Origin of the sequence: Neorhizobium phenanthreniclasticum (assembly GCF_040066075.1) — a bacterium.
Classification (GTDB): Bacteria; Pseudomonadota; Alphaproteobacteria; order Rhizobiales; family Rhizobiaceae; genus Neorhizobium; species Neorhizobium petrolearium.
The window spans coordinates 118540-141771 of the sequence record NZ_JBEAAL010000011.1 but is presented as its reverse complement, the minus strand read 5'-3'; the positions used below and the strand labels follow the sequence as shown (position 1 = coordinate 141771).

Below are 23232 nucleotides of genomic sequence, written 5' to 3'. Positions count from 1 at the left end.
CTGGCATCGGGAATCTCGCTCAAAATGCAGCGCGGCCGGCTCTTTCGAACCGACCGCGTCACAAGCAAGCCCCGGGCTGAACAGGACCTGGGCATTGATCCGCGTCAGGCAGCGCTTCGCCTGAAACCGAAGATACGTGGCGCACCGGTCCGGATTACCTTCGCCGGCATCAGGCGCATGACTTCCTCCGCGAACGCCCGGGCATTTTCCTTGGCTTTATCGACATTGCTGACCTTCGCAGGGTCGAGCGTGTGGAGCGTGCCGCCGATCTCGAAAAGCTCCTTGAAGGCGATGCGCTCACCGATCGGCGTATCGAGAACGTGGACGCCGCGGGCCGCCAGCAAGCCCTTGATCATGAGCAGCGCCTTGGTGGTGACCATCGAGGTCACGCGGGTGAGCACGACCGAATGGGCGATGTCGAGATTGGCCTTGTCCTTCAGGAAGGACAGGAGATCGAGGATCTGCGCCGCACCTTTGGCATCCATGGCCGAGCCCTGGACCGGGATCATCACGTGATCCGAAAGGCCGATCGCGGTGGTGACCAGCGCGTCACGGGCGCCGGCAAGGTCGATGATGAAATAGTCGGTCCGTGGTCCCATCTCGCGCAGATGACATTGCAGAGAGGCGATGGTGACCTCGGATATGACCTCGATGTTGCGAACGTGGCCGGAAGTCTCGAACCACTGACTGATCCAGCGTTGCGGATCGCCATCGATAACCGTGACGCGAAACCCCTGATGGGCAAGTTCGGTGGCAAGCAGCAGCGCCGCAGTCGTCTTTCCGGCCCCGCCCTTGGCATTGGCAAAGGAAATTACAGGCATTTTCGGTCCTCGAAGAAGTCTTGAGCCGCATCGCTCACGAGGACACCGGTAAACATGGTGTCTTGGGGACCATCCTTGCGAAACATGGTTAACGAATTGTAAATTTAGCAATCATTAATATCACTCAGGAAATTTAGCTTTCGGCTCTAAAATGTGGAAAACCCGGAGGTTTTGCGCCTCCAGGGTTCAGTTAACGACCATCCGTGGACAGCCGGATCAAAAGCACTCGAGGAAAAGAGCTTTGGTATTCTCGAGTGTCATCGGCACCGGATTGCCGCCGCAGCTCGGATCTTCGATCGCCATCGCCGTGAGTTCATCGACCCGATCAGGCGCAATACCCATGGCCGTGAGATTTTCCGGCACGCCGAGATCCGAACGCAGGGATAGGACATAGTCGTAGAAGCCGTCAAAGCCGCCGGAAATGCCGAGATAGGCGGCGGCGCGAGCTATCTTCTCCTCGATCGCCGTGCGATTGAAGCGCAACACCGGCGGCATGACGACAGCGTTCGTCATGCCGTGATGGGTGTTGTAGATCGCGCCGATTGGATGCGAGAGCGAGTGGATTGCACCAAGCCCTTTCTGGAAGGCGACGGCTCCCATGGCAGCCGCGGACATCATGTTGGTGCGGGCTTCGATATCCGAGCCATCCTTGTAGGCGCGCGGCAGGAACTCCTTCACAAGCCGCATGCCTTCAAGCGCGATGCCAGCCGACATGGGATGATAAAAGGGCGAGCAATAGGCTTCCAGGCAATGGGCGAAAGCATCCATGCCGGTACCCGCGGTGATCACCCCGGGCATGCCAACCGTCAGCTCCGGATCGCATATCACCACGCCCGGCAACATCCTCGGATGGAAGATGATTTTCTTCACATGCGTCGCAGAGTTGGTGAGCACCCCTGCCCGCCCGACTTCGGACCCCGTGCCCGCCGTGGTCGGGACGGCAACGATCGGCGCGATCTTCGACGCGTCGGCGCGTGTCCACCAGTCGCCGATGTCCTCGAAATCCCAGACCGGCCGCGTCTGACCGGCCATGAAGGCGATCAGTTTACCGAGGTCGAGGCCCGAACCGCCGCCAAACGCGACAACACCGTCATGACCGCCATCCTTGTATGCCTTGATGCCTGCTTCGAGGTTCTTCTCGTTCGGGTTGGGATCGACCTCAGAGAAAACCGTACGACCGAGGCCGGCTTCGTCGAGCACGTCGAGCGCATGGGCGGTGATCGCCATTGACGCCAGTCCCCGATCGGTGACAAGCAGCGGTTTCTTCAAGCCCAGTGCCTTGCAGGCGTCCGCCAATTCCTTGATCCGCCCGCGCCCCAGCTTGATGGCGGTCGGATAGCTCCAGTTCGCGACGATATTCATTTCGTGGCCTTTTTCAGGTGATAGGATTTCGGGCGGGTCAGGTTGTGGAAGCCGAGCAGGGAAAGCGAGCCGCCCCGACCCGTCTCCTTGACACCGGTCCAGACGAGTGCCGGATCGAGATAGTCGCAGCGGTTCATGAACACGGTGCCGGTTTCGAGTTCGCGACCGATCCTGCCGGCGCGGTCCGCATCTTCCGTCCACAGCGAAGCGGTCAGGCCATACCGACTGTCGTTCATCAGGGCGATTGCTTCGTCGTCAGTCTTCACCTTCATGATCCCGACGGCAGGACCAAAGGTCTCTTCGCGCATAAAGGGCATGGAATGGTCGACATCGACAAGCACCTGCGGCGCGAGATAGGCGCCGCCGTCATCGGCCGGAAAAAGCTTCGGATCGACTAGGGCCTTGGCCCCCTTCGAAACCGCATCGGCGATCTGCTCGCGCACCACCTTGGCAAACCGCTTGTTGGCCATCGGCCCGAGCGTCGTTTCCTTGTCGAGCGGGTTGCCGAGCTTGTAGTTAGACACCCAGGCAACCGACTTTTCGACGAACCGATCGTAAAGCGATTCGTGCACGTAGATGCGCTCGATGCCGCAGCAGCACTGGCCGGAATTGTAGGTGGCGCCGTCCATCAGCGTATCGACGGCCGCATCGAGATCGGCATCCTCCATCACATAACCCGGGTCCTTGCCGCCGAGTTCGAGGCCGATCCCCGTGAAGGTTCCAGCCGCCGACCGCTCGATCGAACGGCCGCCTTCGACGGAGCCGGTAAAATTGATAAAATTGAAAAGCCCTTGGGAAATGAGCTTCGCCGTCGTCTCATGATCGAGGAAAAGGTTCTGGAAGACGTCTTCCGGTACACCCGCCTCCACGAAGGCACGCACCATGCGCTCGCCGACCAGCAATGTCTGGGCAGCGTGTTTCAGGACCACCGTATTGCCAGCCATGAGCGCCGGCGCAACCGTGTTGATCGCCGTCATATAGGGATAGTTCCAGGGCGCGATCACGAAGACGACACCATGCGGTTCACGCTCGATGCGGCGCTCGAAGCTGGCGCTGTCCTCGAGCACCATTGGCGCCAGCGCGTCCGCCGCAATGGACGCGACATAGTTGGAACGCTCGTTGAAGCCCTTGAATTCACCGCCATAGCGGACCGGGCGCCCCATCATCCAGGCCAGTTCCGGCACCACTTCATCGGCCATCTCGTTCAGCCGCGCGACACCCTTCAACACGAGTTGTACGCGTTCCTCAAGCGGTCGTCTCGCCCATGCCTTCTGCGCCCTGCGGGCCTGGCCCACCGCCTCCACCGCGTCTTCGAGCGACATCGCCGGACGTTCGGCATAGACCGAACCGTCGACCGGCGAGATACATTGGATCATGGTCATTGGTACATACTCCAGGAATTCAGCATGCGAGCGTGCGGACATGTCCCGCCGCACCGTAGGAAAGGATCGCGCGGTCGCGCGTGATGATGGTCAGGTCGTTTTCACGCGCTGTAGTAATCAGTATGCGGTCAATTGGGTCTTTGTGGATAGGCTGCGGCAGGAATGACGAAGCTATAAATAGCTCGGCTGTTACGTCGTGTTCCGCAACCTGAGCCCCCGAAAGGAAATCCTGATACCACTTCAAGGGTGACTTGGTTTCCGAAATGCGCCCTTTCGCGACCAGCATTCCCATCTCCCAGGCGGTGACAGCAGAAACAAACACCGGCACCTTGTCATGCCAGGCGCGACGAAGCGCGAACCTTGCTTCCTCCGCGAAAGGCTGCCTCTGCGTCAACCATATCACGCCGCATGTATCAATAAGGAATCCGCTACTCATTATAGAGCTTCTCGCCCCATTCGAAATCCATCGGCTCCGTAAGATCCGCGCCAGGCATTATCGTAATGGTACCTTCCATGCAGCCGAAGATTGGATGGTCAGGCAAATCCTCGTCTGAGATTTCATGGTCAGGCTTTGCTGTCGGCAGCGTGTCCTCCACCTTCCTAAACACGAGCTTCTCCCCGGCAATGTCCACGGCTTCTGTTTCATATCCAGCAGCAAGCCACTGCTTCGTCATGACATTGTTACTGGCGTTGTTACTCCACCAGGCACGGTGCGATTTGGAGGCGGGAAGCTCCCTTCCCAAAATCCGTTCTATCTCACGAAACGTCATCGGAATCTGCGTCCGCGACTGTTTGCGGAGATATTCACCCAATGGCTCGTATTTACCCATTGCCAAACTCCTATACTCCAGAAAATCCGACAATAAGCCATCAAGAAAACAATCACAATATCTATGTGTGTTTGTGTGTGTTTATCTCAAACTCTCTCGAAGCCTCGTGCCACTTCCCAGTCCGTAACCCGGCGGTCGTATTCCTCCTGCTCCCAGCGAGCGGCCCGGACATAGTGGTCGATGACGTCATGACCAAACGCGGTTCGAAGGAGTTCGGACGAGGACATCAGCTCCGTCGCATCGCGCAACGTTTTCGGGATTTCCCGCACGTCCGTGCCGTGATAGGCGTCGCCGACAAAGGCGGATTCCAATTCCATCTTCCTTTCGATCCCGTCAATGCCCGCTGCGATCAATGCAGCCATCGCGAGATAAGGATTGAGGTCGGAGCCGCCGACGCGGCATTCCACGCGGATTGCCTTGGTTTCCTCGCCACAGAGGCGGTAGCCGGCCGTGCGGTTATCCTTGGACCAGACGGCCTTGGTCGGCGCGAACGTGCCTGCCATAAAGCGCTTGTAGGAATTGATATAGGGTGCCAGGAAATAGGTGATCTCGCTTGCGTGCGCGAGCAGCCCGGCCACGTAGTGCTTCATGGTATCCGACATGCCATACTCGCCATCCTTGTCGAAAAAGAGTGGCGTGGTGCCGTCCGAGTTCCAGAGCGACTGGTGGATATGGGATGAACTGCCGGCGGCACCGTAGTTCCACTTGGCAAGGAAAGTAATGGCTTTCCCCTTCGACCAGGCGATCTCCTTGCAGGCGTTCTTGATGATCACATGCCGATCGGCCATGGTCAGCGCATCGGCATAACGAACATTGATCTCCTCCTGGCCGGCCGACGCCTCCCCCTTGGAATTCTCGACCGGAATGCCGGCACCCTGCAGACCGGTGCGGATCGCCCGCATCACCTCCTCTTCCTTGGTCGTCTGGAAGATGTGGTAGTCCTCGTTGTAGGCGCTGGCGAGCTTGAGGTTGCGGTATCCGCCTTCGCGGGCGCTGTCGTAGGGTTGGTCGAACAGGAAGAACTCGAGCTCGGTGGCCATGAAGGCGGTCATACCCATCGCCTCCAGGCGCTTCACCTGCTTCTTCAGGATCGCACGAGGTGAGTGCGGCACTTCCTCATGAGTGTGATGGTCGAGCACATCACAGATGACCAGGGCGGTCCCCTCAAGCCACGGAAGTCTCCGCAGCGTCGAAAGGTCCGGCTTCATCGTATAGTCGCCGTAGCCCTGCTCCCAGCTCGACGCCTTGTAACCGGGAACGGTTTCCATCTCGATGTCGGTCGCCAGCAGATAGTTGCAGCTATGGGTTTCCTTCCAGGCACCCTCGATGAAATATTCTGCCTGAAACCGCTTGCCCATCAGCCGCCCCTGCATATCCACCTGGGCGGCGATGACGGTATCGATGCGCCCCGCGGCGACGTCGAGCTTCAGATCGTCGAAGGAGTAACTTGCGGCCATGCGTTTCATCCACTGCTTGAAAAATGGGAGGCGCGACCCGGCGGCCGCGCCTATTCAATGCAATCAGGCGAGCGAAGCCGCCTCCTTGTGCTCCATCGCGAATTCCTCTTCCGGCGAGAGGATCAGGCGATGCCTGCCGACGGCCGCGAAGTAGGCGATCGCGATGGCAAACCAGACCACGACCCAGAGCACGCCCTTGGTGAAGTTCGGATCCTGGATTTGGTAGAGCAGCGTGACGACGGCGATGATGATCGTCAAGGTGGCCCCCGGAATGCCAAGCGGCGAACGATAGGGTCGCTCGATATTGGGCAATTTCCTGCGCAGGATGATGAAGGAAATCGCCTGCATGATGTAGGAGAACATCGCGCCGAAGACCGCCATGTTGAGCAATACGCTGCCGATGATGCTGCCGCCCTGCTCCGCGCCGAGCGAGAACCAGATCACCAGCATGACCGCAAGACCGATAACCGAGCCGGCGACCATCGCAACGTACGGCGTCTTGTAGATCGGATGGGTCACGGACAGCGCGGTTGGGAAATAGCCGGCACGAGACAGAGAATAAACCTGACGCCCCTGCGCATACAGGATCGTATGGAAACTGGCGATAAGGCCCGTCAGCGCCACGAGACCAAGGACCACCACGCCGCTATCGCCGTAGACCGCCTTGAACCCGTCGAGCAGCGGCTCAAGCGACGACCCAAGATGGAAGGAACCAACACCCGGTACCGACGGATTGAGCAGGACGATCATGAAGGCCGAGACCATCAGCGTTATCATTCCGAGAATGATACCTCTCGGCATGTCGCGCTTCGGATCAACGGATTCTTCCGCCGCCAGCGGAAGCTGCTCGATCGCGAGGAAGAGCCAGACGGCAAAAGGAAGTGTCGCAAGCACGCCGGAAAAGCCGAAGGGGAACCAGGAACCGTTACCCTCGGGCAGTTCGACCGCGGCGCCATCCGGGCCGACACCGATGTTCAGGGCCCAGCGGGAGAAATCCATGCTCGGGATTGCGCTGATCCAGAAGAACACCAAAACCGCCAGCGACAGGACCGTGATGACCAAGGTCACCTTGAAGGACAGTTCCAGGCCGAAGACGTTCAGCGCCAGGAAGATCGCGTAGAAGACTATCCATATAAGCGGCGAATAGGCGGGATCGAAACCGAAGATCTGGTTCACGTAAGCGGTGATAAAGGTAACGATGACTGCCGGCGTGAGAACGTATTCGACGTTTTCACAAAGTCCGGTGACAAATCCGCCCCAAGGGCCCATGGCCGTCCGAGCGAAGGAATAGGCCGCCCCCGTATGCGGCAGGGCCGGGCTCATCTCTGCAATCGAGAAGGTGAGGCCGACATACATGATGGCGATGATGATGCCGGCGACCAGCATGCCGCCCCAGCCGCCGGTCGAAAAGCCAAAATTCCAGCCGGAAAAGTGACCGGAAATGACGGCTCCGACGCCGAGCGCCCAAAGCGACCAGACCCCTGCATAACGGGAAAGCCCGCGTTTTTCGAAATAGGATGCGTCGGCCTTCTTGTAGCTGACACCTGCAGATGAACTTTCCATGCCCTTCTCTCCTGATCAAAGAAACGGGCGGCTGGCCGCCATGGCCAGCCCCACCCCAGTCGACATGCCATGGCGCCGCCCGCTTTTGTCGGTGTCGGCGCGCCCGCAGCTTTCGCTGCTCCCCCGGGGTCTTATTCCTGGATGTCTGCGAGGCTTTCCCGCAGCAATCCAGTCAGAAAATCGGCCGTGACCCCCTGGCCGATTTCGTCTGCTATCAGGTCGTTCCTGATCTCGATCATCACGTTCAGAAGCCCGGCCGGCAAGGCCTGGACTTCCAGAGTATGGGTGACGCCGTCCGCAGGGCCGTAAGGTTCGTTGCGCTCGACACGGTAGAGATGCGTGTCTGACGCCGCTTTCAGCATCCGGTCGGCAAGCCGGCTATCGGTATCGTGCAGGATGCCGATCTCGACCGACCGCTCCCTGCCGAAATAGACCGGGGTGAAACTGTGGATGGTGACGAGCACCGTCGGCTGTCCTCTTTCCCGTCGCGCTGCGATCTCCTCGCGGATACGGCCGTGGAAGGGCATATAAAGCGCGGCAGTGCGGCGCGAGCGCTCGTCCTCCGTCAGGTTTTCATTGCCGGGGATCCGGAAGACTTCGGAGACGCTCGGCATCGCCGCGGGTGACTCCGGCGGTCTGTTGCAGTCATAGATAAGGCGGGAAAAACGCTGATAGACGAGGGTCCCATCGAGGCTTTTTGACATGCGTCGCGCGACCGCAAGCGCACCCGGATCCCAGGCGATATGAGACGACAGGGCCTCGTCGGAAAGCCCCAGATTGCCATAGCGTTGCGGCAGGCGCTGCGAGGCGTGCTCGCAGATCAGCACCACCTCTCCCCTGCCGTTGGGATTTTCCACGGCAACGGGCTCGCCATCCATTTCGCCGAGAACTTCCGACTGCACCAGCATCAATGCGTCCCGCACAATCTGATCAAAATGGGAATAAGAAGAGAATTCTTCACTTTCCTGTCGCCGTCAATGAGATTCTGAAAATTTCTCTTCAAAAGCACCGTTGACTTCTCCTCGGAAACGATTGTTAATTCCGTCAGGAAACCGGCGCAGACCGGAGGGAACAGCTTTCGTGCCACCAACAGCACGCACCGTATCGGATGTCATTCGTGTTCGCTACGACAGCCTGACGCGCGCGGAAAAACAGTTGGCGGACAGCCTATTGGAGAACTATCCCGTGTCGGGGCTTGGCAGCATCACGACGATCGCGGACAATGCAGGCGTTTCGACGCCGACGGTCGCGCGCATGGTGCAGAAGCTCGGCTACAAGGGATACCCGGAGTTCCAGTCGCATTTGCACCAGGAGCTCGAAGCGACGATCTCCAACCCGATAGCGAAACACGACCGCTGGGCCTCCAACGCGCCCGGCACACATATCCTCAACCGTTTTGCCGATGCTATCACTGCCAACTTGCGTGATACTTTGTCTGATCTGGACACGACGACCTTCGAGCACGCGGCTGCACTTTTGCGTGACCGCGATCGCAGCATCTATTTCGTCGGCGGCCGTATCACCGGCGCTCTGGCAGAATATTTCTTCACCCATATGCAGGTCATCCGTCCGAAGACGACGCTGATTTCCAACAATTCCAGCTCCTGGCCGCAGCACGTGCTCAATATGAGCGCCGGTGATGTGCTGGTGATTTTCGATATCCGCCGCTACGAGCAGGAGATGGCGACGCTGGCGGAGGCCGCGAAGGCAAACGGCGTCGTCATCATCTTGTTCACGGATGTCTGGTCGTCCCCCGTTGCGAAATACGCGCAACACGTCTTCAAAATACGGATCGAAGCGCCGTCCGCCTGGGATTCTTCCGTTATCACTCTCTTCGTTGTGGAGGCGCTGATCGAGGCGGTACAGAGCGCCACATGGGAGGAGACACGCGAACGCATGAACTCTCTGGAAGGCCTGTTCGAGCGGTCAAGACTTTTCCGCCGCCCCAACCGTCAGACCCGCTCCGACTGACATCGGAGGCAAATGGAATATGCCGGCAAATCCGGGATTTATGAGCAAATGCTCACGCTCCGGGCTGTCATATACGATACATAAACTGGCTCTACGAGTCGCGCCCGACGCGACCTGAACCCTAGGAGGATACCGTGCTCAACAGGACCCAACGTCTTCTTTCGATGACGACTGCCATCGTCATCGCTTCGGCGAGCCTCGCCGCCGCCGAGCCGAGCGCCGAGCTGATTGCTGCCGCCAAGAAGGAGGGCACGTTGACCACGATCGCCCTGCCCCATAACTGGTGCGGCTATGGCGACGTGATCGCAGCCTTCAAGGCCAAGTACGGCATCGAAGTGAACGAACTGAACCCGGATGCCGGCTCGGGCGACGAGATCGAAGCCATCAAGGCCAACAAGGGCAACAAGGGGCCTCAGGCTCCGGACGTGATTGACGTCGGTCTCTCCTTCGGCCCTTCCGCCAAGGCAGAGGGCCTGCTGATGCCGTACAAGGTCTCCACCTGGGATACTATTCCGGATAGCGCCAAGGATGCCGAAGGCTACTGGTATGGCGACTATTACGGCGTTCTCTCCTTCGTCGTGAACACCGACATCGTGAAGGACGCGCCAAAGGACTGGGCCGACCTGAAGAAGCCGGAGCTCGCGAACTCCGTCGCTCTCGCCGGCGATCCGCGCGCGTCGAACCAGGCTGTTCAGGCCGTCTATGCCGCTGGTCTGGCTGCCGGTGAAAAGGATGCAGCCAAGGCCGGCGAAGCCGGTCTTTCGTTCTTCTCCGAGGTCAACAAGGCCGGCAATTTCGTTCCGGTGATCGGCAAATCCGCCTCACTCGCGCAAGGCTCCACCCCGATCGTCATCGCCTGGGACTATAACGGCCTCTCCTGGCGCGACAGCCTCAAAGGCAACCCGCCCGTCGAAGTCGTCGTTCCGGCTTCCGGCGTCGTCGCCGGCGTCTACGTCCAGGCGATCTCCGCCTTCGCCCCGCATCCGAACGCCGCCAAGCTCTGGATGGAATTCCTCTATTCGGACGAAGGTCAGCTCGGCTGGCTGAAGGGCTATTGCCACCCGATCCGCTTCAATGATCTTGCCAAGAACAACAAGATCCCGAAGGAACTCCTCGACGCCCTGCCGCCGGCCGCAGCCTATGAAAAGGCCGTTTTCCCGACGCTTGCCGAGCAGGAAGCCGGCAAGACCGCGATCACCACGAAGTGGGATGCGACTGTCGGCGCCAACGTGCAGTAATGTGACGCAATCAGTCTCCCCGCGACTTGCGGGGAGACCTTCTTCTTTCTCGGGCGAAACCGGAACGCATGAGCACCGCCACCACGTCCTTCATCGACCGCCGCATTGTCGTCGATTGGCTCGGCATCGCGCCGTTCATGATCTTCGCGCTGATGTTCCTGATCATCCCGACGCTCTATTTGGTGACGGGCGCCTTTTTCACGCCGGACGGTGAGTTCACCTTCAAGAACATCGTCGACCTCTTCACGCCGTCGATCATGAGCGCCTACTGGATCAGCATCAGGGTCTCGGTCGCATCATCCATCGGCGGCGCGGTGATCGGTTTCTTTCTCGCCTGGGCGATCGTGCTCGGCGGCGTACCCCCCTGGGTCCGCTCGGGGCTGCTGACGTTTTCCGGCGTCGCGTCCAACTTCGCCGGCGTACCGCTTGCCTTCGCCTTCCTCGCCACGCTCGGCCGCACGGGTCTCGTCACCATTCTGCTGCGCGACTGGCTTGGCTTCAACCTCTACTCGACCGGCTTCAACATCCTCTCCTTCTTCGGCCTGACCATCACCTACATGTTCTTCCAGATTCCGCTGATGGTGCTGATCCTGACACCGGCACTCGACGGCATGAAGAGGGAATGGCGCGAGGCCTCGGAAATTCTCGGCGCTTCGACCTGGCAATATTGGCGCATGGTGGCGCTTCCGATCCTCTGGCCAAGCCTGATGGGCACGACGCTGCTTCTCTTCGCCAATGCCTTCGGCGCAATCGCAACGGCCTATGCGCTGACCGGCTCCTCGCTCAACATCGTGCCGATCCTGCTCTACGCCCAGATTCGCGGCGATGTGCTGCACAACGCCAATCTCGGCTATGCGCTGGCACTCGGCATGATCGTCATCACCGGCATCTCCAACATCCTCTACATCTGGCTGCGCACCCGCGCTGAACGGTGGCAGAAATGAAGACGAGCAAGATCCTGGCCTGGATCGCCATCGCCATCGGCCTGATCTACTTCTTCGTGCCGCTGATCGGCACCTTCGAGTTCTCGCTGCGCATGCGGCGCGGCGAATATTCCTTCGACGCCTATCAATCCGTCTTCTCGGATATGCAGTTTCGCGAGACCTTCGGCTTCTCCATGCTGATGGCGCTCTTCACCATCATCTTCGGCATGCTGCTGGTCGTGCCGACCGCCTACTGGGTGCGGCTGCGCCTGCCGCAGATGCGCCCGGTCGTCGAATTCATCACCCTGATGCCGCTCGTCATCCCGGCCATCGTCATCGTCTTCGGCTACCTGCGCCTCTACAACTCCTCGTCCTGGCTGCCCTTCACCGGCTCGACCCAGGGCACGAACGCGCTGCTCGTGCTTTCCTACATCACGCTTTCACTGCCCTACATGTATCGTTCCGTCGATACGGCGATGCGGGCGATCGATGTGAGAACGCTGACGGAGGCCGCCGAGATCCTGGGCGCCAAATGGCCGACCATCATGTTCCGCTGCATCTTTCCGAACGTCATGTCGGGCGTTCTGTCCGGCGCCTTCATTACCTTTGCGATCGTCATGGGCGAATTCACCATGGCAGCGCTTCTCAACCGCCCTGCCTTCGGCCCCTACCTGCAACTCGTCGGCGCCAACAAGGCCTACGAGCCGTCCGCGCTCGCCATCATCGCGTTTGCCGTCACCTGGCTTTCGATGGGGCTCATCCAGCTCGTGTCCCGTTTCAGCAAACTGGCGCCTTCGCGTCCTTGAGGAATTTCCTGCATGTCGTTCTTGGTACTCGAAAACATCAAGAAGAGTTTCGGACAGGTTCAGGTCGTGAAGGACTTCAGCATGGCGATCGAAAAGGGAGAGTTCGTCTCCTTTCTCGGCCCCTCCGGCTGCGGCAAGACCACCGTGCTGCGGATGATCGCCGGCTTCGAGACGCCGAGCGACGGAACGGTCGTTATCAACGGCAAGAACCAGAACCGGCTCAAGACCAACCAACGCAATATCGGCATGGTCTTCCAGGCCTATGCGCTTTTCCCGAATATGAACGTCTTCGACAATGTCGCCTTCGGCCTCAAGGTTGCCGGCAAGCCGAAGAGCGAGATCGAGACGCGCGTGAAGGAGATGCTGGAACTCATCCATCTGGAACATCTCGCCGACCGCTATCCCTACCAACTGTCCGGCGGCCAGCAGCAGCGCGTGGCACTGGCGAGGGCACTTGCCCCGAAGCCGCAAGTCCTGCTGCTCGACGAACCGCTTTCGGCGCTCGACGCCAAGATCCGCGTGTCGCTGCGCGAGGAGATCCGCCAGATCCAGAGCCGGCTCGGCATCACCACGGTCTTCGTGACCCACGACCAGGAAGAGGCGTTGTCGATTTCCGACCGCATCGTCGTCATGAATGCCGGCCGGGCCGACCAGATCGGCACGCCATCGGAAATCTACAATCGTCCTGCCACCCGCTTCGTTGCCTCCTTCGTCGGCACGCTCAACATAATCGACGCGGTCGTCGTCGATCCTGCGGCCAACACGATCAAGGTCGGCGAGAATGTGGTGAAGTTGCGGGAACCCATAGGTGCGCTAAAAGGCGGCGACAAACTGTCCATCGCACTTCGCCCGGAAGCCGGCTCGCTTTCCGACAACGCCAAAGGCGATACGTCGCTGACCGGCAAGGTCACCTCCTCGCACTTCCTTGGCTCGGTGATACGCACCAAGATCGACGTCGGCGGTGACCAGATTTCCTTCGACATGTTCAATGCGCCGGACGCAGTCATGCCACAGGCGGGCGAGACCGTGACGCTGTGCTTCAACGCCAGCGACTTCCTGATCGTCCGCGAGTGATGTGATCCGGCAAACCTGATAACTCTCGACGTCATCCTCGGCCTTGTGCCGAGGATCTACAGACGTCAGCGGTTTGCAGATGCTCGGGACAGGCCCGAGCATGACGGATCAAAGGTTTTCGAATCTTTGCGAGCAGGCTGAAGGGGCACCATCCAGCGCCCCTTTCGCGTTCCACCTATGCTGCGTCGTCGACTGCATCCCGGCCGGACGATGGTACATAGTTGAGAACCGGGCCGAGCCAGCGCTCGACCTCCTCGATCGCCATGCCCTTGCGCCTGGCATAGTCTTCGACCTGGTCCCGTTCGACCTTCGCGACGCCGAAATAATAGGATGCGGGGTGACCGATATAGAGGCCGGAAACGGACGAGCCCGGCCACATGGCGTAGCTTTCCGTGAGCTCGACACCGGTCGCGTTTTCCGCGTCGAGCAGCCGGAACAGCGTCGCCTTTTCGGTATGGTCAGGCTGGGCCGGATAACCGGGGGCCGGCCGGATACCGGCATAGGCTTCCGCGATCAGATCGTCGGAGGAAAGTGTCTCGTCCGCCGCATAGCCCCAGAATTCCCTGCGGACACGCGTGTGCATGCATTCCGCAAAGGCTTCTGCAAAACGGTCTGCCAGCGCCTTGACGAGGATCGACGAATAATCGTCGTTCGCCCGTTCGAAACGCTCGGCGATCGCCACTTCCTCGATGCCTGCCGTCACCACGAAACCGCCGACGTAATCCTGAAGGCCCGTCGCAACCGGCGCAACGAAATCCGAAAGCGCCACGTTCGGCCGGCCGTCCCGCTTCGAAAGCTGTTGGCGCAGCGTGAAGAATGTCGCCAGTTCCCGGTTGCGGCCCTCGTCCGTGAAGAGGCGGATGTCGTCGCCAACCGCATTGGCCGGCCAGAAACCGATGACTGCGCGCGGCCGGAACCACTTTTCGGCGATGATCTTTTCCAGCATCTCCTGAGCATCGGCATAGAGCTGACGGGCTGCCTCGCCCTGCTTCTCATCCTCGAGGATCGCCGGGAAACGTCCTTTCAGTTCCCAGGTCTGGAAGAATGGCGTCCAGTCGATGTATTTCGCCAATTCCGCCAGATCGTAGGTCTCGAAGACCTTCGTGCCGGTAAACTGCGGCTTCGTCGGCCTGTAGTCCGACCAGTCGAGCTTTTCCGCATTGTCGCGGGCGCGCGCAATCGAAAGGCGTGTCTTCTCGGCCTCGGAACGGGCATGGGCCGCGGCCACCTTGGCATATTCCGCCTGCACGGTGCTGATATAGCCGGACCTCGCTTCGGGCGAGAGCAACGAGGAGACGACGCCGACGGCGCGGCTCGCATCGTTGACATAGACCGCCTGGCCGCGATCATAGCGCGGATGGATTTTCACGGCCGTATGGACACGGCTCGTGGTGGCTCCGCCGATCAGCAACGGGATATCGAAACCCTGCCGCTCCATTTCGGAGGCGACATGCACCATCTCGTCGAGCGACGGCGTGATGAGGCCCGAAAGCCCGATGATATCGACCTTCTCGTTGATGGCCGTCTCGAGGATCTTCGTGGCCGGCACCATGACGCCGAGGTCGATGATCTCATAATTATTGCAGGCAAGCACGACGCCGACGATGTTCTTGCCGATGTCGTGGACGTCGCCCTTGACGGTCGCCATCAGCACCTTGCCGGCGGACTTCTTCTGGTCGCCGCCATTGAGGCGCTTCTCCTCTTCCATATAGGGCAGGAGCACGGCCACCGCCTGCTTCATGACGCGGGCGGATTTCACCACCTGCGGCAGGAACATCTTTCCCGAACCGAACAGGTCGCCAACCACGTTCATGCCGGCCATCAGCGGCCCCTCGATCACATGCAGCGGCCGCTCGGCCGACTGGCGTGCCTCTTCCGTATCCGCCTCGATATATTCGGTGATGCCGTTGACCAGCGCATGCGAAAGCCGCTTCTCGACCGGCCATTCACGCCAGGCGAGATCCTGAGCCTTTGCTTCCTTGGTTCCGGCGCCGCGATAACGCTCGGCGATTTCAAGCATTCGCTCGGTCGCGTCGTCGCGGCGGTTGAGCACCACGTCCTCGCAGGCCTCGCGCAATTCCGGATCGATGTTCTCGTAGATCGCGAGCTGGCCCGCATTGACGATGCCCATGTCCATGCCCGCCTGGATGGCATGGTAGAGGAACACGGCATGCATCGCCTCGCGCACCGGCTCGTTGCCGCGGAAGGAGAAGGAGAGGTTCGAGACGCCTCCCGAGACATGCACCAGCGGCATCTTCTCGCGGATCGTCCGGGTCGCCTCGATAAAGGCCACGCCGTAATTGTTGTGCTCCTCGATACCGGTTGCGACGGCAAAGATGTTCGGGTCGAAGATGATGTCTTCCGGCGGGAAATCCGCCTCTTCGGTCAGGAGCTTGTAAGCCCGTTCGGCAATCGACACCTTGCGCTCGTAGGTATCCGCCTGCCCCTGCTCGTCGAAGGCCATGACGACGACCGCCGCGCCATAATTGCGCAGGAGCCGCGCCTGGGCGAGGAACTTCTCCTCGCCTTCCTTCATCGAGATCGAGTTGACGACCGGCTTGCCCTGCACGCACTTCAGGCCGGCCTCCATGATCTCGAACTTGGAGGAATCGAGCATCAGCGGCACGCGCGCAATATCCGGCTCGGCGGCGATCAGGTTGACGAATTCGACCATCGCCTTTTCGGAATCGATCAGGCCCTCGTCCATGTTGATGTCGATGACCGCGGCGCCGTTCTCCACCTGGTCGCGGGCGACCGCGAGTGCTGCGGTAAAGTCGCCGGCGGTGATCAGCTTGCGGAACTTGGCCGAACCGGTGACATTGGTGCGCTCGCCGACGTTGACGAAAGGCACGTCCTTCGTGAACACGAAGGGTTCGAGGCCGGCAAGCGCCATGAACGGCTTGTGCTCCGGCACTTCGCGCGGCCCGAACGACGCGACGGCATCAGCGATCGCCCGGATGTGCTCGGGCGTCGAGCCGCAGCAGCCGCCGACAACATTGACCAGACCTTCCTCTGCAAAGCCGCGGATCTGGCGCGCCATGTCGTCCGGCGTCTCGTCGTAGCGACCGAATTCGTTCGGCAGGCCGGCATTCGGATAGGCCGATATGAAGGTATCGGCAACCGACGAAAGCTCCTGCAGATGCGGGCGCATGGCATCGGCGCCGAGCGCGCAGTTGAGGCCGATCGTGAACGGCCTGGCATGGCGCACGGAATACCAGAAGGCGGACGGCGTCTGGCCGGAGAGCGTGCGGCCGGACAGGTCGGTGATCGTGCCGGAGATCATCACAGGCAGATGGATGCCCTTCTCGGCGAAACGTTCGGCGCAGGCGAAGATCGCCGCCTTGGCGTTCAGCGTATCGAAAATCGTCTCGATGAGGATGATATCGGCGCCGCCGTCGATGAGGCCGTCGAGCTGTTCGCCATAGGCAAGCCGCAGGTCGTCGAATGTCACCGCGCGGTAACCGGGGTTGTTGACATCGGGGGAAATGGAGGCGGTGCGATTGGTCGGCCCGATGGCGCCGGCGACGAAGCGGCGGCGACCGTCCTCCTTCTCGGCCCTGAGTGCTGCACGGCGCGCCAGGCGCGCACCGTCACGGTTCAGGTCGTAGACCGCATTCTCCATCTGGTAGTCGGCCTGGGCAATGCGGGTCGACGAGAAGGTGTTGGTCTCGAGGATATCCGCCCCTGACTTTGCATAACGATAATGGATTTCCTCGATCGCCTGCGGCTGCGAGAGGATCAGAAGATCGTTGTTGCCCTGCTGATGGCAGGCGCAGCCGGCGAAACGCTCGCCTCGGAACTGTTGCTCGTCGAGGCCGAGGCCCTGGATCTGAGTGCCCATGGCGCCGTCGATGACGAGGATGCGCTCCCGCGCTGCGGCCTGAAGCGCCGCAAGAATTTCCGCGCCGTCGCGCCGAGAGGCTTCGGGGCCGAAAAGTTCATCGAACATGACATATCCTTATCATCTTTGGATTGTTCAATAACCGCATAAACATATCTTTATGTCAATATATAACTTGGATCGGATTTGATGTGACCAGGTCGAGGATTCAGCGATGACAGGAAACCGACCTGGCGTTATACGCGTTGAGCTACGTAACCCACCAGAGATTCCGAGGTATCCCATGAGCGACAACAGTCAGATAGCCGCCAACTGGGCGAGCCTTCCCTATCATCGTCGCTGGCTGCTGGATCAGGCGGACGGGCTCTTCGATTTCTTCCAATACCGGTCCGTGAACCAGAAAGGCGGTTTCTTCGATCTCGATGACCGGGGAGCACCGCTCGGCGGCGCCAATCCGACCCGGGGCATCCATGCTTCCGCGCGGATGGTCCACTGCTTCTCGATCGGCTACCTGCTCGGCCGTCCCGGCTCCGGTGACGTGATCGACCACGGCATGCGTTATCTCTGGGAACGCCATCGCGACACGCAGCATGGCGGCTATTTCTGGCAGGTCAATGATGACGGCGCGGCCGATTCCGCCAAGCAGGGCTATGGCCACGCCTTCGTACTGCTGGCCGCCTCCTCCGCCAAGGTTGCCGGCCACCCGCTCGCCGACCGGATGCTGGCCGACATCACTGAAGTCCTGGAGACAAAGTTCTGGGAAGCCCGCCACGGCGCAATCGCGGAAGAATTCAATCGCGACTGGACGCCGGTCGATGGCGGAACCTATCGCGGCCAGAATTCCAACATGCACCTGACAGAGGCGCTGATGGCCGCCTTCGAGGCGACCGGAGAGAATGCCTATCTCGACAAGGCCGAAAGCATCGCCGATCTCGTCATCCGCCGGTGTGCCGGCAGTGTCGGCTTCCGGGTCGCCGAGCATTTCGATGCGGAATGGACAATCGACAAGGATTATTACCATCCCGACGAGATGTTCCGCCCGGCCGGCACGACGCCCGGCCACTGGCTGGAATGGGCGCGCCTCGCATTACAGCTCTGGACCCTCGGCGGCAAGAAGCACGCCTGGATGCCCGAGGCCGCGAAATCGCTCTTCGTACAGTCCATGTCACTCGGTTGGGACAAGGAGAAAGGCGGTTTCTTCTACACGCTCGACTGGCAGGACAGGCCGGCCAAGGTGAGCAAGCTCTGGTGGCCGATGTGCGAGGCGGTGGGAGCGGCGCATTTCCTGAATGAGCTTTTGCCGGCGGATCGTTTCTATGAGGATAGCTATCGGCTGATCTGGGGAACCATTGCGAGCCGGTTCATCGACCATGGGAACGGCGGCTGGCACGAGGAACTGACGGAAGACCTCGTCCCGGTCCATACCCTCTTTCCTGGCAAGGGTGACATCTATCACGCCCTGCAGGCCTGCCTCATCCCACTCTTTCCGGCAGCCGGCAGCCTAACCAGGGTCATTGTTGAAGCCGGCGGGCACATCTGAAAGCATCAACCAGGGCGACGGAACCATAAGAGCCTGGACCAGTTCCTGTGTCACTGAAACGTGACATCGGAACTCGACCACTCATGCTGAACAGTCTCGCTCAGGAATTTTCGCACGAGGCGCCCGTGACGATCGGCGTGCTGCTGGCAAGATTGATTGGCGCCACAATTTTCTGCGGCCTTATCGGCCTCGAACGGGAATTCCGCAGGAACCCGGCGGGTTTGCGCACCAATATGCTGATCGGGCTTGCCGCCGCAGTGTTCACACTCGTCGGCCTTCAAATCATGCACGAGTTCGGCGATCTGCCGAATACTGTCCGGATCGATCCCATCCGCCTTATCGAGGCGGTCACGGCCGGCATCGCTTTCCTGGCCGCCGGAGTGATCATCTACACGCGCGGCGACGTGAAGGGGCTGACCACCGGCGCCAGCATGTGGCTATCGGGTGCCATCGGGCTTTGCGTCGGATTCGGCATGTGGGTCGTTGCGTTCGCGGCAACGATGATCGGCATCATCATCCTCTGGCTGCTGCGCAAGACCGAAGTGGCTACCGGCATGAAGGAGGATTAGCGGCTCAGCCGCCGTCTCGCGACGGGACCATAGCGTGGATATGGGTGACGAGTATTTCGTATTCGTACGGCTTGACGATCACCGCGGAATGTTCGAGCTCCTCCACCCCCGGCACGTTATTGTCGCCCGTCGCGAAGATAACCGGCAGGAGTGGCAGCGTTTCCCTTATCTTCAGGATGAGCTGCGGACCGCTCATCTCCGGCAAATTCACATCGGTGACGAGGATGTCGACCGGATGGTCTCGCATGGCGGCAAGCGCTTCATCGGCCGAGCCTGCTTCCACGACATTCATGCCGGAATCCTGCAGGAGGTCCGCCGTCGATATGCGGATCAGGACTTCGTCTTCGACCAGCAGCACGGTAATCGGCACGTTGGAGCTCTCGGTAATGACGTCCTCCTCGCCTATGAAATGGGGCAAATATATGCGAGATCGTCCCGTTGCCGGGCTTGCTTCGCGAAACGCATCGCGCACACGACGCGGGAGAGGCTCTTTGCGGCTGCGCCCGATAGCCGCGAGAGAGGCATCGTCTGTCCTCACGAACCGCAATTCCCGGTCGAGAAGGACATAGGGATTGGGCGAGAGGTGGAACAGCCGATCCAAGTCGATGTCGGAAAACTCCGTCAATCGGAACATGCGTCGCCCCCGATGCCAATGCGGTATCAGGTTATAGAATTTCCGCGACTATTGACAATTGAATTCAAGCGAGTGCTGAAAAACTCCCACAGCATCATCGCAATGCACTAAAAAATACCTAAAGTCGCAATCCTGGTTCCAGTTCTGATACGCGGGAGTTGCACGTGCCGCACCTGTGCCACGTCGTGGAGAAACTGCACAAAGCCTCAGGGACTGAACGAGCCGATATCACCTCAACAATGAAAGCCCTCCGGATCATTCGCCGGAAGGCCGCACCAGCAAGGCACAACGTGCCGATATGTAATCCAGCCTATTTCGGAAGATAATAACGGCCGCGCTCATCGCGCTCCAGCCCCCTCGACCGGAAGGTGTCGAGCTCACGCACCACCTCCCGGCCATCACGGCTGCCGACGGCAGCCATCAATTCCTCGAAATATTTCGGGCCCGCCTTCAGCGCCGCTTCGAGCGAAGGATAACGCTCGCCAGGATAGGAAGGAGCCTGTGGCGTCACCAGTTCCCAGTTCTGCGCATGCTGCACCGGCCAGGTTAGATCGTAACCGGCTTTCGCGCCGGAACGGGCGCCGTGCAGCGACGGATCGAGAGGCGACAGCCGCACGCCTGTGGCGATCACGAGATCGCGGTCCGCCTGGAAACGCGTGCCGAACGCCCATTCCATCTGACTGTCGTCGAAGATGTCGATGTCTGGATCGACGACGAAGACGTTCTTGACGCCGACCGCGCCAAGGACCGCATAGAGCGCAGAACGCGCCTCGCCCGGATAGGTCTGGCGGATGGAGAAGCGCATGCTCATCGAGCCGCCGGCGGCGACCGGCGCATAGACGGCAACCGGCTGGCGCACCACCTCGCCAAGGATCTTCCAGACGTTCATCTCCATGCGGAGCGCCTCAAGATTGGACGTATCAGTATAGTCCATGCGATTGCCGCTGATGGTGGCGGTCTGGAACAGCGCATCCTTGCGGTGAGTGATCGCCGTGACGTGAAAAACCGGATTGGTCTTCACGACGCCGTAATAGCCGAGATACTCGCCATAGGGGCCTTCCTTTTCGACATAGCCACGCTCGTCGAAATAGCCTTCGATGACCATTTCGGCATCGGCCGGCACCATGATGTCGTTCGTAACGCATTTGACGACCGGCAGCGGCGCAGCCCTCAGCGAGGAAATGAGCTCGAGCTCATCGACGGGCTCTTTCATCGTCGCGGAAACCATGTCGATCGGATGGCACCCGACCACATAGGCGACGTTAAGGCGCTCGCCGCGTTCGGCAGAGGCCATATACATGACGCGAAGATCACTGGGCGCGATCAGGTCGACACCGGCTTCCTGCGGGCCACGCAGCATCAGGCGTCGCATGCCGCAGTTGTAGCGGCCGTTCTTGGGGTCGATCGTGTAATCGATCGTTGCCGATATATAGGGCGCACCGTCGAGCGCGTGCTGCACGTGGACCGGCAATTTGAGCAGATCCGCATCCGCACCGGTCAAAACGACCTGCTGCACCGGAGCCTCATCCTTCGAAAGTTTGACCAGTTCGGGCTTCAGCGACAGACGGCGGCGCATTTCGAGAGCCACCTCGCCCGCCGGCACGCCGAAAGCCTTGGCAAGACGCGACCGGCTGCCGACAACGTTGCCGACCAGTTCCTGCCCCTCCGGGCCGACATTCCTGAACCAGACAGCCTTCGGATTGTTCTGCAGGATGGCCGCGACATCGGCGAGGTCGACTTTCTCCTCCCGGACATCCAACTCATCGGCATTCAAGCCCTCGACAAAGTTCCTGAGCCGAAAGCGGTCAAGGTTGAGCGCGGCAGCGGATCTGGTTGTCGTGTTGATGGTCATTCTGTCCTCTCCCGGAAGCAGTTTTGTGTGCGTCGTTTTCTATCCGGAACAGTTGATTAAATCAAATATAATTATACAATGTTGCATTAAGTCGCATTGGGAGACGCGACTGACCGGCTTTGATGCAACGCTGGGTCGTTCATTGGGAGGAACTTTATGCAGAAGATCACTCGTTGTTTCATGCTTGCAGCCTCGCTCGCATTCGGAGGCTCCGTCCTCGGGTTGTCGCCAGCCGCTGCCCAGGCGGATTTTCCAAGCCAGACTATCAGCATGATCTGTGCGTTTCCGGCCGGCAGCGGCGCAGACGTCATCGTCCGCTACTTTGCGGAAAAGATCGCAAAGCTCTCGGGTGCGACGATTATCGTGGAGAACAAGCCGGGTGCCGGCGGCAATATCGCTGCCGAATATGTCGCCCGCGCAAAGCCGGACGGCTACACCATCTTCTTCCACACCGGCAGCGCCGTCGCCGGCAATATGCACATGTTCAAGAAGCCACCGATCGATGTCGTAAAGGACCTTCAGATCGCTGCAACGATCAACAAGCAGCCGCACATGATCGCCGTACCGGTTTCCAGCCCGATCAAGAATATGAAGGAACTCACCGAATACCTGAAAAAAGAAGGTTCGAACGCAAGCTACGCCGTCAACAACACTTCCGGCAAGGTTCTGGCCGCCATCTACAAGGAGAAGGCCGGCCTGGAGACGGTTGAGGTCTCCTACAAGAGCAGCGCCGATTCGATGAACGATATCATGAGCGGCGCGATGACTTTCGCAGCCCAGGATCCGGTTTTCTCGCTCTCCCAGCTTCGCGAGGGCCGCTATCGCCTGCTTGCCGTCAGCTCTGCCAAGCGCATTCCAGGCGCACCCGACGTTCCGACGATGACAGAGGAAGGATATCCGATGGATCAGGTCGGCTGGTTTGCCATGATGGTTCCCTCCGAAACGCCGAAGGACATCGTCGACAAGATCAATGGCTGGACCAAGGAAGTCCTCAGCCAGGACGACGTCAGGAAGTTCGTGACCGATCAGGGCGGCGATATCTTCATCAGCACGCCGGAAGAAGCCCAGGAATATCTGAAGAAAGAAGTCGCGGCCTGGGCAGACTACGTCAAAATCGCCAACATCCCGCAGCAATAATGTGGCCCAATTCGCCACAATCAGTTCAGAAGACTGGCCGTCACCGGCGAAAAGCGGCGTAAGCACCGCTTTTCTTTTTCAGAACCGGACCATCTCTCTTTATTTGGGCAAACACGAAAAAAGCATATGCACTGCCGAGAGTGTGACCATCCCCCTATTGGACGTTGTGTCATACATCATGCTAAAAGTCGTTCCGGGAGAGGCAGCTGGGTTTCGTATGCACAGATGGAAG

General features: G+C 59.9%; 19 protein-coding genes. 8 read left to right on the top strand and 11 right to left on the bottom strand.

The window, feature by feature from the left end:
* Positions 1-104 precede the first annotated feature (104 nt).
* The 8 genes from ABK249_RS16170 to ABK249_RS16135 form a co-directional block, all read right to left on the bottom strand.
* Complete coding sequence (locus ABK249_RS16170) at positions 105-821, bottom strand: ParA family protein (RefSeq protein WP_348863328.1); 717 nt, start codon at positions 819-821, stop codon at positions 105-107.
* Positions 822-1037: 216 nt separating this feature from the next.
* Complete coding sequence (locus ABK249_RS16165; protein ID WP_037147598.1) at positions 1038-2183, bottom strand: iron-containing alcohol dehydrogenase; 1146 nt, start codon at positions 2181-2183, stop codon at positions 1038-1040.
* Entirely contained in the window at positions 2180-3565 is a 1386-nt protein-coding gene (locus ABK249_RS16160) for an aldehyde dehydrogenase family protein (RefSeq protein ID WP_348863327.1), read from the bottom strand. Before ABK249_RS16160 ends, ABK249_RS16165 begins: the two co-directional genes overlap by 4 nt.
* A 19-nt stretch (positions 3566-3584) precedes the next feature.
* Positions 3585-4001, bottom strand: a complete 417-nt coding sequence (locus tag ABK249_RS16155) for a type II toxin-antitoxin system VapC family toxin (RefSeq protein WP_348863326.1) — start codon at positions 3999-4001, stop codon at positions 3585-3587.
* Positions 3994-4395, bottom strand: a complete 402-nt coding sequence (locus ABK249_RS16150) for a DUF7662 domain-containing protein (protein WP_348863325.1) — start codon at positions 4393-4395, stop codon at positions 3994-3996. The genes ABK249_RS16155 and ABK249_RS16150 overlap by 8 nt, the downstream gene beginning before the upstream one ends.
* An 86-nt stretch (positions 4396-4481) precedes the next feature.
* The gene (locus ABK249_RS16145) at positions 4482-5852 is read right to left on the bottom strand and encodes a glutamine synthetase family protein (protein ID WP_348863324.1); all 1371 of its coding nucleotides are present in this window, start codon (positions 5850-5852) and stop codon (positions 4482-4484) included.
* 63 nt (positions 5853-5915) lie between these two features.
* Positions 5916-7415, bottom strand: a complete 1500-nt coding sequence (locus ABK249_RS16140; RefSeq protein ID WP_037147603.1) for an amino acid permease — start codon at positions 7413-7415, stop codon at positions 5916-5918.
* Between the two features lie 131 nt (positions 7416-7546).
* Positions 7547-8326 (bottom strand): N-formylglutamate amidohydrolase, encoded by a 780-nt coding sequence (locus ABK249_RS16135; protein ID WP_037148543.1) that lies wholly within the window; start codon positions 8324-8326, stop codon positions 7547-7549.
* Positions 8327-8495: 169 nt separating this feature from the next.
* Between ABK249_RS16135 and ABK249_RS16130 the strand changes: the two genes are divergently transcribed.
* The 5 genes from ABK249_RS16130 to ABK249_RS16110 all read left to right on the top strand — a co-directional run bounded on the left by ABK249_RS16130 (position 8496) and on the right by ABK249_RS16110 (position 13427).
* Positions 8496-9386: a MurR/RpiR family transcriptional regulator gene (locus ABK249_RS16130; protein ID WP_210053267.1), complete on the top strand. Its 891-nt coding sequence runs from the start codon at positions 8496-8498 to the stop codon at positions 9384-9386.
* Between the two features lie 134 nt (positions 9387-9520).
* Positions 9521-10624 (top strand): ABC transporter substrate-binding protein, encoded by a 1104-nt coding sequence (locus ABK249_RS16125; RefSeq protein ID WP_348863323.1) that lies wholly within the window; start codon positions 9521-9523, stop codon positions 10622-10624.
* A 68-nt stretch (positions 10625-10692) separates the two neighbouring features.
* Positions 10693-11568 (top strand): ABC transporter permease, encoded by an 876-nt coding sequence (locus ABK249_RS16120; RefSeq protein WP_227703097.1) that lies wholly within the window; start codon positions 10693-10695, stop codon positions 11566-11568.
* Positions 11565-12353 carry an ABC transporter permease gene (locus ABK249_RS16115; protein ID WP_037147612.1) on the top strand — a complete coding sequence of 263 codons (789 nt, stop codon included), beginning with the start codon at positions 11565-11567 and terminating at the stop codon, positions 12351-12353. Before ABK249_RS16120 ends, ABK249_RS16115 begins: the two co-directional genes overlap by 4 nt.
* Positions 12354-12365: 12 nt before the next feature.
* On the top strand, positions 12366-13427 hold the full coding sequence (locus ABK249_RS16110) for an ABC transporter ATP-binding protein (RefSeq protein WP_037147615.1): 1062 nt from the start codon (positions 12366-12368) through the stop codon (positions 13425-13427).
* Positions 13428-13602: 175 nt separating this feature from the next.
* Here the strand turns inward: ABK249_RS16110 and metH are convergent, their stop codons facing one another.
* Positions 13603-17376, bottom strand: a complete 3774-nt coding sequence (gene metH / locus ABK249_RS16105; protein WP_348863322.1) for a methionine synthase — start codon at positions 17374-17376, stop codon at positions 13603-13605.
* 175 nt (positions 17377-17551) lie between these two features.
* Between metH and ABK249_RS16100 the strand changes: the two genes are divergently transcribed.
* Positions 17552-18808, top strand: a complete 1257-nt coding sequence (locus ABK249_RS16100; RefSeq protein ID WP_348863321.1) for an AGE family epimerase/isomerase — start codon at positions 17552-17554, stop codon at positions 18806-18808.
* An 83-nt stretch (positions 18809-18891) separates the two neighbouring features.
* Positions 18892-19377, top strand: coding sequence for an MgtC/SapB family protein (locus ABK249_RS16095; protein ID WP_348863320.1), 486 nt, complete (start codon positions 18892-18894; stop codon positions 19375-19377).
* A gap of 4 nt (positions 19378-19381) precedes the next feature.
* On the opposite strand, the gene ABK249_RS16090 is transcribed toward ABK249_RS16095, so the two are convergent.
* The gene (locus ABK249_RS16090; RefSeq protein ID WP_348863319.1) at positions 19382-20011 is read right to left on the bottom strand and encodes a response regulator; all 630 of its coding nucleotides are present in this window, start codon (positions 20009-20011) and stop codon (positions 19382-19384) included.
* Between the two features lie 310 nt (positions 20012-20321).
* Entirely contained in the window at positions 20322-21863 is a 1542-nt protein-coding gene (locus ABK249_RS16085; protein WP_348863318.1) for a UbiD family decarboxylase, read from the bottom strand.
* Positions 21864-22019: 156 nt separating this feature from the next.
* Here ABK249_RS16085 and ABK249_RS16080 point away from each other — a divergent pair, with 156 nt between their 5' ends.
* Positions 22020-23000 carry a Bug family tripartite tricarboxylate transporter substrate binding protein gene (locus ABK249_RS16080; RefSeq protein ID WP_348863317.1) on the top strand — a complete coding sequence of 327 codons (981 nt, stop codon included), beginning with the start codon at positions 22020-22022 and terminating at the stop codon, positions 22998-23000.
* Positions 23001-23232 lie beyond the last annotated feature (232 nt).